We start from the raw sequence: 13,079 nt of genomic DNA, 5'->3' as shown, positions 1-13,079 counted from the left end.
CAGCTTCGCTTAAACGAGAAACAGGATCTGCAATGACAAAATAAAAAGTTGTCTGAAACAAAGCGGCAAAAACGAAACATAAGACATTTTTTGGATTTCTTGCGATAATAAAAGAGAAGAGGAGGCGATAGAGTGAAGGTCGTATTGATTCGACATGGTGAAAGCGAAGCAAATTTTGAAAATTACTGGACAGGCTGGCTAGATGTTTCTCTGACCGAAAAAGGCCGACAACAAGCTTGGGATGCGGGGGAACAGATCAAAGAATTAGGGATTTCCTTTGATTTTGCCTTTGCATCTGTGCTGCAGCGAACGATCATCACCTGCGATGCCGTTCTGGAAGCCAGCGATCAGCTTTGGGTCCCTGTGAAAAAAACATGGCGCCTAAATGAACGTCATTATGGCCAATTAGTAGGGGTCAATAAAGATGAGATGGTGGCAAAGTATGGAAAAGAACAGGTGCAAAAATGGCGACGTGGATATGATGAACCGCCTTTATATGTGGAGGAAAATGATTTAGACCGACGCTATGATTCTTTAGACCCTCGCTTGATACCTAAGGGAGAAAATCTGGGGATGGTGGTGGCGCGAGTAGTCCCATTTTGGCAAGACCAGGTGGTTCCGTTACTTAAAGATCATAAGAATATTCTCATTACTGGTCATGGGAACAGCTTGCGGGCGTTAGTCAAATACTTGGAAGACGTGCCAAAAGATGCCATGGATACGATCGATATTCCTAACGCACAGCCGATCATTTATGAGTTTGATAGCCAAGCAAACTTGATTGAACGGGCGTAATAACGAACATTTAAAGAATAAACCACATTTTCGTTTGATGTTACATCGAAAATGTGGTTTTGTTGTGCTATAATAAGAAAAATTTTATGAAAGGCGGGAGGATATGAAAGCCGTATTAACCGTTATTGGAAAAGACAAGGTTGGGATCATTGCTGGTGTTAGCCAGAAATTAGCAGAACTAGAAATCAATATTTTAGATGTGTCCCAAACGATCATGGAAGATTACTTCACGATGATGATGCTTTTAAACATGGATGCCAATCAGGATTTTGATGGTGTTCGTGAGGAGCTTCACCAAATTGGTCGTACATTAGGTGTAAAAATCAGCATTCAAAATCAAGAGATTTTTGATACCATGCACAAATTATAGGAGGCACTATGGAGACAAATCAAATACTTGAAACCATTCGCATGGTGGAAGAAGAAAACTTAGATATTCGTACCATCACAATGGGGATCTCATTATTGGATTGTATTGACGCCGACATTGATCGTACCTGTGAGAAAATTTTTCAAAAAATTACAACAAAAGCGAAAGATCTTGTCAAAGTCGGCGAAGAGATCGAAAGTGAATATGGCATTCCGATCATTAACAAGCGGATTTCGGTTACCCCTGTAGCGATCATAGTGGCAGCTTGCCAGCCGACACCCGCAGACTGTATCAAAGTTGCGAAGACCTTGGATCGAGCGGCGCAAGAAGTCGGAGTAAATTTCATCGGCGGCTATAGCGCACTAGTAGAAAAAGGCTATCAAGGCGGCGACCTTGCACTGATCGAATCGATTCCAGAAGCCTTGGCTCAAACCAATTTTGTCTGTTCGTCGGTCAATATTGGATCAACGAAAGCTGGGATCAACATGGATGCAGTACGTCTGATGGGAGAAACAGTCAAGAAGACGGCTGAGGCATCAGATATGGGCTGTGCGAAGCTCGTCGTCTTTGCGAATGCAGTGGAAGACAATCCCTTTATGGCGGGTGCTTTTCATGGGGTCGGTGAAGCTGATGTGGAAATCAACGTTGGTGTCAGCGGACCTGGTGTCGTCAAACGTGCCTTGGAAAAAGTCAAAGGCGAGTCCTTTGATGTTGTGGCGGAAACAGTCAAAAAAACAGCTTTCAAGATCACGCGGATGGGGCAATTGGTCGGGCGCGTGGCTTCAGAGCGCTTGGGCGTTCCATTCGGGATCGTCGATCTTTCGCTGGCGCCAACTCCTGCAGTCGGCGATAGTGTGGCATTGATTTTAGAAGAAATGGGTCTAGAATCTGTCGGTACCCACGGAACGACGGCGGCTTTGGCCTTGTTAAATGATGCAGTAAAAAAAGGCGGCGTAATGGCATGTAACCATGTTGGAGGTCTGTCGGGTGCCTTTATCCCCGTTTCTGAAGACGCAGGGATGATCAAGGCTGTAGAAGCTGGTTTATTGAATTTAGAAAAACTTGAAGCCATGACGGCGATCTGTTCTGTCGGTTTGGATATGATTGCGATTCCAGGAGATACTTCTGCTGAGACGATCGCCGCAATGATTGCGGATGAAGCAGCGATCGGCGTCATCAACCACAAGACGACAGCTGTCCGAATCATTCCAGCGAAAGACAAAAAAATCGGCGACCGCATTGAATTTGGTGGATTATTAGGGACGGCACCAGTGATGAAAACCAATCCTGCACAGTCTACTGATTTCATTTTACGTGGGGGACGTATTCCCGCTCCGATCCATTCATTCAAAAATTAATTTGTACTCCTTTACTAGGAAAATATGATAAAATGACCTTTAAAAGACCGACCCAAATGCTGTCTTTTAAAGGTTTTTTAGTCATGTAACTATTTTTTTCATGCTTAAGGCGGATGTTTTATCATTTGAAATCGAATACAATGAAAGATAACACGATGAAAAGGGGTGGTAAAATGAAGAAAATCTTCCAACTTGGGATGTTGGTTTTTGTTGGTTTGATGGGATTTTTTGTCCTTCAACCATCAATTGCCTTTGGACAGACATTTGTTCGTGATGATGCCGGGGTCCTTTCACAAGAGACGATCAAACAAATCGATACTTTGAATAAAGAGAGCTTTCAATCATTGACTGGAGCACCAGAATATGCTGTGATCACGATCCCTTCTTTAGATGGGCAATCGATTGAAGAGCGTAATTTGGAACTGTTCAATGAGTATGGTTTAGGAAATCCAGAGGACAATAATGGACTATTGTTTCTCTTTGCCATTGACGATCGTGAATTTCGTCTGGGTTATGGCGATGGACTATCCTATGTCTTCAGTGAGCTATCGGAAGATGATTTAGTGGATGAAGATGCCAAAGACGCATTACGAGATGAAGATTATGATACAGCGATATTGGCAGCTTCTAATGAAGTCTATCAGCGAATGAAAGAAGCGGATGAAACGATTGGTTTAGGGACGATCTATCAAGATGGCAAGCAAATGTTAGCAGAAAAACAGGCACAAGAAGCAGAAGCCACTAAGCAGATGTGGTTCACTATTGGTAAAATCGTCAGTGGTGTCGTAGCGGCAGCAGCTGCAGGCCTTGTCGGGTTCATCAGTTTTCGCCATCTTAAAACCAAACGGCGTTTTGAAGAGCACCTGCCATTGCCGAAACATCTGTTAGAAGATAGTCACTTCCAACAGAAAGATTTCTTGAAATGGGCTAGCAATAGAAAGAACTATCAGCGTTACCATCAGTATCAGACAGCAAAAGATTGTCAAAAAGCATTTACGCAGTATGTGACGAGTACTTATGTGCCAGCGAAATTGAGTTCGGTCACTGGATTGTCGACAGCGGATAAACGAGTCATCCAACACAGCTTGATGAATCCAGCAATTGGCGCCTATTTTTCAAACTTGCTGATGAAGAAACAAACCACGGTCAAACATTTCGGTCAGGTGATCCTTACACAACATGACACCTTAAAAACCTATGAAGCCCAATTAGGCAGGGAAGTGACTGAACGGATGGCAGACTACGATTTGACTGATGCGGTGTTACCCGAGAATCTGCCTTTAGCAGATGCTTATCGAGCAGAAATAGCCAAGCAAGCCAAAGAAGAGATCAGAAGACGCAATGAGCAAGGGCGATACTTAGCTCAACTTGTGACGGAAAAAGCGACCTATCCTGAGATGGTACAAGCCATTCCAAAAGAAGTTTCTAATGTTCTAGCGGAAGTGAAAACAGATGCCTTGTTCCAAGTTGACTTGAAACAGGTTTATCAAAATCACCCAGATTTAGCAAACAAATTATCCTCATTTGATGCTTCTGATCGAGCAGCCGTTTTGAATAATGCTCGCCAAGAGTATGACCCCCATGGTATGAATATGGCGTTGTTCTTTGTGATGATGAATAATCATGTGACCCATCAAGAACAAGTCATTGCCGATACGCAAAGTTCGTCGAATGATTTTGGCGGTTTTAGCGGAGGAAGCAGTAGCGGTGGCGGTGTTTCTGGTAGCTGGTAATTTTTTCGTAAGGAAGAACGTTCATTGTTCTGCAATGCATTCGCTTGCATGTAGGTTTGTGCAAGCGGAAGGATTGTATGTCAATGGCGTTTTTTCTTGTGGAGGAAATCCCTTGATAAATAAGACAAACCAAACAAAGTGTGGTAAACTTTTTAGAGTTACTGAAAATGAATGGGACTTTCATTCATTTGAAAAAGGGAGAAAACGAGGGATATCATGTACCAATCTTACATATGGGATTTTGACGGAACACTTTACGACAGCTACCCAATCATGTTAAAAGCTTTTATCAAGACATTGAAGGAGTATGGCTTTGATCCAGATCCAGCGGAGATTTATTATATACTGAAAGATTCATCTTCCAAAAAAGTTGCTGAAAAATACAACTTAGATTTTCAAGAGTTCACTAAAGCATTTAAAGCAAATGAAGCGCTGGATGATCGTTTGCCGCTTTCCTTTGCAGGAACCAAAGAAACATTAGAAGCCGTGGTTGCTGCTGGCGGCAAGAACTACATTTTGACCCACCGCGATGTCGTCTCAACGAAAGAGTTGTTAGAAAAAGAACAGATGGCAGACCTGATCGTTGAGATCGTTGGCCCAGAAAACAACTTCCCCCGCAAACCGGATCCAACTTCCCTGATTTATCTTGTTGAAAAGTATCAACTAGACAAAGATCAGACTGTCATGATCGGTGATCGCACGATGGATGTTTTTGCAGGACAAGGAGCAGGTGTCAAGACGATATTTTATGATATAGAAGGTCTCTTAAAAGATGTATCTGCCGACCATACCGTCCAATCAATGGCTGAAATACAAGAAATCATTAAGTCTTGAGAAATCAAGGCTTTTTTTGTGCATAGAAAGTAAGTCATTCAGTACTCATGATGAACGGTATAAACGTAGTTCTCATTGATCTTCTAGTCTCGGCACAACAAACCAAAAACAAGTCACACCATTTTTCGACTCAGCACCATATTCGAAAGCATGAGAAGTCAAAATGGTTTTTACGATCGCTAAGCCGATGCCGGTTCCTTCTTTATGTCCTGCTTGATGTTGGACGCGTTGGTATCTTTCCCAAATAAGTTCGAGTTGTTCTGGAGGGATATCTTTTCCAGTATTGATTACAGCAACTTTTGTTCCTGCAGATGTATTCGTTAATTTGATTAAGAGTCGTTCATTTTTAGGTGTATGGTTGATGCCGTTGTTTATTAAATTACGCAAAACCTGTTCCATTTTGATGCGATCAAAAAGAGCATTTCCATTCGTACGATCTGCTTCAAAATCGACAGTGATGTCATATTGATTGGCGATCCCTCTTGCGTAAGCAACGACGGAGGAAACCACCTCGTATGTATTCCAGATTTCATTTTTAAGTTGTGTGTAGCCAGTTTGCATGATAGAGAAATCCATGATGTCATCGACCATAGCACTCATGCGGTGGGCTTCGCTGATAATTAGGTCCATATGTTCTTTTCGAAGGCGTTCGTCGCTTCCAGATACATCACGTACCATCTCCCCATAGCCAGTGATTAACGCGAGGGGGGAGCGTAGTACATGAGAAACATTGGCAATCACTTCTTTTCGCAAGACGTCTACTCGCTGAAGTTCTGTGCTTAAGTCCGCAACCGATTCAGAAAGTGTACCTAATTCATCACTACGCTTAAGTTTGGGTACGGAATAAAGCTCGCCGTTGGTTAAGCGGATGATGGCTTCTTTGATGGTTTTGATCGGGCGAATAAAATGCTGTGCTAAAAAAAAAGAGATCGTTGACGCAAAAATAGTTAATATGATGGTGAATAGAAAGAGTTGCTGTCGATTCAAGCTTTGAAGCGCTTCGATTTGAGTGATCGTATTGGAGAGCAAAAGGGCAGCTGGGCGTTGGAAAAGAGTGGTAGGAACGCCAATAAGAATGGCAGAAGACTTTTCAAAGTCTTCTACAGCACTCAGGCTCTCACCGTTAAGGACAGTAGGTGCATGAGATAACAACCAGCTGTATTCGTTGTTCAACCCATCTATGTTTAATTGTTGTCCATTGTTAAATGCCGCCAGAATTTCGCCATCCGCGTCGACTAAGAAAAGAGTCCCAACGATCGTTTTACTGAGGAAAAGCAATGGATCTTCTGGTAAATCATCTGGATCTACTGCCATTTCTTCAATAGCGGCAGCTGTTTCCTGAACTGTTTCTAAAAGTGATTCTTTCGTTACATTGATATAATTTGGTTCAAAGAGCAAAATTTGAACAGTCCACAAAAAAGCGATGCCAATGATGACCAGCAGCATATTGGCGGACCAAAGCCGCACGAGTAATTTACTTTTGATGTAAGTAAAACCTAACCGACTAGTCTTCATAATCAAATTTATACCCAACTCCCCATACCGTTTGGATCAACTCACGGTAATCCCCTAGACGCTCTCGCAAGGACTTGATGTGTGTATCCACTGTTCTGGTATCTCCAAAATAATCAAAGCCCCAGACACCTTCTAAAATTGATTCTCGGCTCAAAGCGATATGATTATTTTTCGTCAAATAGACCAGCAAATCGAATTCTTTTGGCGTAAGCGGCAGAGGATTCCCATTGATCGTTACAGTATGAGAAAAAACATTGACTTCGAGATCACCAAAAACGATCTTTTCGAACTGAAACTGACTGCTTCGTTTCAACACAGCTTTGATGCGAGCCATCAGCTCTTTAGGGCTAAATGGTTTGGCAATATAATCATCGGCACCAAGATTGAAGCCAAAGAGTTTGTCATATTCTTCCTTTCGAGCGGTAATCATAATGACTGGCGTGTTACAGCTGCCTCTGATTTCCGAAAGCGTCTGAAAGCCATCTTTTCCCGGCATCATGACATCTAGGAGGATCAAATCGAATGAATGATTGGTTAATTTTTCCAAAGTTTCTTTTCCATCCGCTGCCTCAAAACATAGATACCCTTCGATTTCCGCATAAGTTTTCACTAGGGCACGCATATGGGTGTCATCATCAACGATCAATATTTTTTGCAATTTTATTCACATCCTTAAAAATAATTTATATTTTTTAAAGTATATCGCAGCATAATCGCTGATTTAATAGGAAAATGACTCTTTGAAAAATAATTGTTCTTTCCCTCACAAGATCATCACAAATACCCAATACTATAGAGGTATATTCAATCGAAAGGAGCGCTTTGGCGATGTATGACTATCATATGGTCAGAAAGAAAAAAGCAAAGAAAAATCGTAAGCTAGTCGGTCATTGGTTATACATAATCAGTCTTGCGCTTTTTATGGGGTTTTCTGCACGTTTGATTTACATTGTTCAAGTCGGCGTGATTGCTGGCGTCTCTTTGTCTGAAAGAATAGAAAATTTATATTATAGTTCAAGATCGATCGAAACAAGTCGAGGGGCGATTTTTGATCGGCAGGGGACAGTGATCGCACAGGATATTCTTTCCTATACTGTTCGAGCGGTTCTTTCTGAAGATTACATTGACAATGGACGACCCATGTATTTAGACAGAGCGCGCTTTGAGGAGACCGCAACGATTCTTTCGGAGTATTTACCTATTTCTAACGAGCAAGTTTTATCAATCTTGTCAGATGGTGCGAATCAAACAGATCCGCCTGTCTTTCAAGTGGAATTTGGCAATGTTGGCAGTGGTCTAAGTGTGACTACTCGAAATCAAATCGAAGCGGCGTTTGATGCAGCTGGAATCAACGGTATCTATTTCGATGCTCGTTCAAGTCGCAGTTATCCGAATGGTATCTTTTCTTCACATTTGATAGGGACAACGTCAGATGATGAAGAGATTCGAGTCGGAGTTTCTGGATTAGAATATGTACTGAACGACTTTTTGAAGAATCAAAATGGGCGAGAGTCCTTTCAAGTCAATGCTTCAGGGAATCCTGTTCCCGCAACCAATCAAACCGTAGAAGAAGGAGTAGATGGGAATGATGTTTGGACGACATTAGATGCTCATCTGCAGTTATTCACTGAATCAGTGATGGATGAAGTTATGGAACAAACACGACCAGAAAATCTAACGGCTTTATTGATGGATGCGAAAACTGGGGAGATTTTAACGATGGCTCAAAGACCTAGTTTTCATCCAGAGACCCAAGAAGGAATTACGGATGAACACTTTATTTGGCGTAATCTTTTTACGGAAGAGATGTATGAACCTGGTTCGACCTTGAAGCTGGCAACCGTTGCGGCAGCTATTGATGAAGGTGTTTTTGATCCGACGGAACGCTACAATCCTGTGAGTATGCAGATTGAAGATCGAGTCATCAATGACCACGACTCAGGAGCAAATGGTGAGTTGACGATGCGGCAAGCGTTAGCTTGGTCAAGCAACACTGGGATGGTTCGACTTCAGCAACGGATCGGTTTTGATAATTGGGCACAGTATTTAACTGATTTTGGATTAGGGAAAGTTACAGGAAGTGAGCTTCCTGGGGAAGTGCCTGGGATCTTACCTTCAAGAAATCGGGTGGATTATGCCATGAGTTCCTATGGCCATGCGATCGGCGTCAATCAGATGCAGATGATGCAGCTATTTAGTGCATTTGCCAATGGTGGCGAGATGATACGTCCGCAATTGATTCGGCAAGTAGGGGAAGAGACCCAAGTTTTTCCAGAAGTCGTTTCCCAGCCTATTTCACAAGCAGCAGCTGATGCTGTATTGGAATACATGACCGATGTAGTGACGGATGAACGTTATGGCACCGCTTATGATGTATACCAACTGACGAACCATGAGATTTCTGTCAAAACTGGGACTGCTCAGATCGCCAATGAGAATGGTCAAGGCTACATGACGGGAGAGTTTGATTATATTTATTCGGCGGTCTCCATCTACCCAACGGATGATCCACAGTTTATTCTTTACCTCACCATCAAGCGACCAGAAGAATACGATCGACATACATTAGCTAAAATCGCCAATCCCTTGATGGAGCGTTCGATGGCGCTGCAAAGTTTTCGTGAGTAAAAAAAGTTTCTTAACAGGAGCTTAAAAAGACCTAGATCATCTAAGAAATTTCATGCTACAGCTGGTCAACTTCCCACAGGAATGATAGTCTTTAGAAAAGACAGGAAGGGTGCATCAGCGATCCAATCTAGGGATGAATGAATGGATAAACGATCGTGCTAAAGTTAACACATAAAGATTCATTGACGGAGGTGTCATATGAAAAAAATAAAATTTTTAATCAAAAGCATTTTTCTCATCGGGCTTCTTTATTTTGCAAGCCAGATGATCACATGGCAAGACGGGCGCTTGGCATTTCGTGATGCCCGACTCAACGAGATCACTCAATCTCTCTCGTCCCAATTTTCTCTTTCACAAGACACTTCAGCAAGGCCAGCGGCAGAAACGCCTGCCCAGACATATTTATATAATGAATCACGACAAGTGATCGAAGAAACCTTTGGGGAAGCGATCAATGAATCAGCGAATCGGTATGGACTGAACTGGACTTCCTATCACGATGATTTTCGTAACTTCATGATGGTGATGTATGATGAACATGATATTGCGCAAGGGATCTATACGAATCAAGATACGATTCTTATCGATGACACGCTAGGTATCGGGTCTTCAAAAGCAAACGTTCGTAATCAGATGGGGACGCGTCAAGAAAGTCTACAACGAGGATCACGACGGTATCGCATCGATTCGGATGCCGACTATGATCTGTTCTTGCAAGACGATCAATTGATTACTTTTTTCTATGATGTTCATGCCGAAGATACAGTGACTGCGATCCAAATCATCAATCGCTCCCTAGAAACACGCCATGCGAATGATTTTCGCCAAAATCAAGCCGCCATTTTAAGCGGTTTACGAACACAGTTATTTGAATTAACGAATGCTACCCGAGTGAAATTTGGTTTGTCACCCCTTGGTTTCAGCGAAGCAACCAGTGAGACTGCCGTGAAGCATAGCCAAGACATGGCAGTACATCGATACTTTGACCATATCGGGTTAGATGGATCGACTCCATTTGATCGGATGCAAGAAGACGGGATCAGCTTCACTGCTGCAGGGGAAAATTTGGCATTTGGCCAAGCCAGCAGTATTTACGCCCATCAAGGTTTAATGAATTCAGAGGGACATCGGGCAACGATTCTAAATGATGAGTATCAATTTCTCGGGATCGGTATTGCGATCGATACCAGCGAACAGCCATATTATACAACGTTGTATCACCGAGGATCGGCGTCGTAAATTCCTGAATTGCTTGAAACTGATTAGTTAAAAAACACTGCTCATTTGAGATTGCTGCGTTAGCAGCATCAAGTGAGCAGTGTTTTTTTTTCGATAAAATGGTGTGCAGCAGTATTATTTAGTTTTGACGGTAGGCATGAGGAGAGCACTGATACTTCTTTTGAAACAGCTTATAGAAGAATGAGACATTTTTATAGCCGACTTGGTGTGCGATTTGTTCCACAGGTAGGGAGGAGTTTCTCAACAATAAACTGGCTTGATTGAGTTTTAATTCTTGAAGGATCGTCACAAAGGATCGACCAAGCTGCTGACTGATACGGCGACTCAAATAGCTCGGGTTGTATCCAAATGTCTCCGCAACCGAAGCTAGTGTGCAAGTAGCGAAATGTTTCTCCAGATAGTCCAACACTTCTCCGAGGTACAGTTGGTCACTTTTTTGCGACTCGATCCGTTGTTTTTCCTGGAAGTTACGAACGAGTTCGGAAAAAATAATGATCATATAGGAATGGATGACTTCATGAGAACCGAAGGAGGGATTGAAGAACTGGGCCAAGACCCCGAAAATCGCATCAATCAAATAGTCGTTGTTACTCGTTTCAAACACTAGATATTGATTGTGCTTTTGGCTTTCAGATAATGCATTGATGGCAAAATCGGCGATCATGCTATTGGATGCTAACCGGCTGAGCATCTGCGTGGAAAAGTACTCTTTGCTGATCAAAAAGTTAATAACAATGTCGTCTTGATTTGTTTCGATAATTTGGTGGATCACCCCAGTATCAAGTAAGCAAAAGTCACCTGCCTTTAGGATCACTTTTTTCTCATTGATCATGATCGTGACTGTTCCAGAAAAAACATAATTCATTTCGATAAAATCATGCTGATGTAGTGGTGTAGAAGAAAAGCGTGCATGTTTTAAAATCAAGAGCTGGCTTGTCTTAAGAAATCCGCTATCCTGCGGTCGTTTTCGTATGAGACGAGAAAGGTGTTTTTCGAAGGTATATTGGTAAATTGGCTCATTTTTCTCAGTGTAGACTTTCTTGAAATCCTCATAATTGTATGGAAGGGTTTGCGTCTTTTTAAGGGCTATTTCTTCAGTAGTCGTCAATTGTTGTAACTGCTGCAGAATGTTTTGTTTATCCATCGCTTTCTCCTTAGGTAAAAAATAGTTAATGAAATAGTAGAATATCGTCATTGAAGACAGGTAGAGATAGTATATAATACTTGTATGGTAGCGTTATCAATTATCATAATCCGGATGATAATAATAGTCAATAGTACCAGCAAATTCGAAAGAAATGGGGAATCACCATGAACCACGACAAACCATCATTAGGGGATAAGATCCAAAGTACCCTTGGTCCATTTGCAAGTAAAGTCAATGGGAATATTTATATTACTTCAGTTAGGGATGCAATGTTAGCTTACATGCCATTCACCTTTATTGCGTCAATCTTTTTAATTATTGCTTTTTTTCCGATCCAACAAGTGACCGATTTTATTACTATGGTGTTGCGAACAGAAGATGCTAGTGTCTGGCAAGAGAAATTGCTCTATGTCAACAATGCCACACTCGCAATCGGTGGTTTGCTAGTTGTCATTTCCCTGGCAAAATCACTGGCAGAAAAACTTGAAACAAACGTTTTGCAATGTGTCTTAACTGCTTTTGTTTCCTTTTTACTATTAACACCATTGGATGCAATGGAAGCAGGGACTTTTTTAGATATCACCCGCGTTAGCGCGCAATCGATGTTTTTAGCGATTATTGTCGGTATTTTTAGTACAGTTCTTTATAAAAAAATTGAGGGTAAAGGAATCAAAATCAAAATGCCAGCAGCGGTACCACCAGCTGTTTCTGGTCCATTCGAATCGGTGATTCCATCTTTTCTTGTCATCACAACGATTTGGGTCATCCGACTCATCATCGAAGCCTTATTTAACAGTGATGCCATGACGTTGATCAATGGGACCCTTGGGATTCCATTAACTATGTTAGGTGGCTCCCTAGTTGGAATGGTCGTTGTGAAAATTTTCGAGCAATTCCTATGGTTTTTTGGCCTTCATGGAACTTCGATCATTCAAGCAGTGATGGACCCAATCCATCAAGTCCTTGAAGATCAAAATCGTGTGGCATCAGTGGCGGGAGAGATTCCAACGAATATTATCAGTATGAGCTTTCGGAATCATTTTGCCTCGATTGGGGTCGTCGGTGCGATCATTGCTATTTTGATCGTAGCAAAAAGTAAACAGTACAAAGAGGTTGGAAAAATTGCTAGTGTTCCTTATATTTTCAATATCGGTGAACCAGCGTTGTTCGGGATACCGTTGATGTTGAATTTCAGTTTTATCATTCCTTTTGTTTTTGCAAATGCCGTCACAACGATCGTCGCTTACTTTGCTTTTTATTTCGGGCTAGTCCCGATCCCAACTGGGCTTGCGCAAATTCCGTGGACCACTCCGCCAATCATTAGCGGCTATTTTGTCACTGGTAGTATCATGGGCGCATTGCTACAAATCGTCTTGATCGTGATCGCAACGATGATTTGGTTGCCATTTATCAAAGTTGCTGATAAGCAGATCTGTATTGAAGAAGCACAATAACCCACG

The 13,079-nt window shown here is 42.0% G+C and carries 11 protein-coding genes; 8 read left to right on the top strand and 3 right to left on the bottom strand.

All coding sequences use genetic code 11. The annotated features are described in order from the left end of the window. Positions 1-132: 132 nt before the first annotated feature. From A5878_RS09475 to A5878_RS09450, 5 genes are all read left to right on the top strand, one after another. Positions 133-795 (top strand): 2,3-diphosphoglycerate-dependent phosphoglycerate mutase, encoded by a 663-nt coding sequence (locus A5878_RS09475; RefSeq protein WP_074535257.1) that lies wholly within the window; start codon positions 133-135, stop codon positions 793-795. Between the two features lie 103 nt (positions 796-898). Continuing rightward, entirely contained in the window at positions 899-1,165 is a 267-nt protein-coding gene (locus A5878_RS09470) for an ACT domain-containing protein (RefSeq protein ID WP_005230142.1), read from the top strand. A gap of 8 nt (positions 1,166-1,173) precedes the next feature. Next, the gene (locus A5878_RS09465) at positions 1,174-2,523 is read left to right on the top strand and encodes a PFL family protein (RefSeq protein WP_081116911.1); all 1,350 of its coding nucleotides are present in this window, start codon (positions 1,174-1,176) and stop codon (positions 2,521-2,523) included. Between the two features lie 140 nt (positions 2,524-2,663). After that, positions 2,664-4,256 (top strand): TPM domain-containing protein, encoded by a 1,593-nt coding sequence (locus A5878_RS09460; RefSeq protein WP_086295478.1) that lies wholly within the window; start codon positions 2,664-2,666, stop codon positions 4,254-4,256. Between the two features lie 216 nt (positions 4,257-4,472). Next, positions 4,473-5,090, top strand: coding sequence for an HAD-IA family hydrolase (locus tag A5878_RS09450; protein WP_005230151.1), 618 nt, complete (start codon positions 4,473-4,475; stop codon positions 5,088-5,090). 72 nt (positions 5,091-5,162) lie between these two features. Here the strand turns inward: A5878_RS09450 and A5878_RS09445 are convergent, their stop codons facing one another. After that, entirely contained in the window at positions 5,163-6,605 is a 1,443-nt protein-coding gene (locus A5878_RS09445; RefSeq protein WP_086295474.1) for a cell wall metabolism sensor histidine kinase WalK, read from the bottom strand. After that, positions 6,595-7,263 (bottom strand): response regulator transcription factor, encoded by a 669-nt coding sequence (locus tag A5878_RS09440; RefSeq protein WP_005230154.1) that lies wholly within the window; start codon positions 7,261-7,263, stop codon positions 6,595-6,597. Before A5878_RS09440 ends, A5878_RS09445 begins: the two co-directional genes overlap by 11 nt. A 170-nt stretch (positions 7,264-7,433) precedes the next feature. Here A5878_RS09440 and A5878_RS09435 point away from each other — a divergent pair, with 170 nt between their 5' ends. Next, a complete protein-coding gene (locus A5878_RS09435; RefSeq protein WP_086295472.1) occupies positions 7,434-9,233 on the top strand; it encodes a penicillin-binding transpeptidase domain-containing protein in 1,800 nt (599 codons plus the stop codon). Positions 9,234-9,431: 198 nt separating this feature from the next. Then, positions 9,432-10,472: a CAP-associated domain-containing protein gene (locus A5878_RS09430; RefSeq protein WP_081116914.1), complete on the top strand. Its 1,041-nt coding sequence runs from the start codon at positions 9,432-9,434 to the stop codon at positions 10,470-10,472. A gap of 118 nt (positions 10,473-10,590) precedes the next feature. Here A5878_RS09430 and A5878_RS09425 read toward each other — a convergent pair whose 3' ends face one another. After that, on the bottom strand, positions 10,591-11,616 hold the full coding sequence (locus A5878_RS09425) for an AraC family transcriptional regulator (protein WP_156236665.1): 1,026 nt from the start codon (positions 11,614-11,616) through the stop codon (positions 10,591-10,593). A 167-nt stretch (positions 11,617-11,783) separates the two neighbouring features. Here A5878_RS09425 and A5878_RS09420 point away from each other — a divergent pair, with 167 nt between their 5' ends. Beyond that, positions 11,784-13,073 carry a PTS sugar transporter subunit IIC gene (locus tag A5878_RS09420; protein ID WP_081116916.1) on the top strand — a complete coding sequence of 430 codons (1,290 nt, stop codon included), beginning with the start codon at positions 11,784-11,786 and terminating at the stop codon, positions 13,071-13,073. The last annotated feature ends 6 nt before the right edge of the window (positions 13,074-13,079 follow it).

The sequence above is a fragment of the Enterococcus sp. 3G6_DIV0642 genome (assembly GCF_002140635.1).
GTDB lineage: Bacteria > Bacillota > Bacilli > Lactobacillales > Enterococcaceae > Enterococcus_D > Enterococcus_D casseliflavus.
The sequence above is the reverse complement of the archived record's forward strand: the minus strand, read 5'-3'. Positions and strand labels throughout refer to the sequence as shown.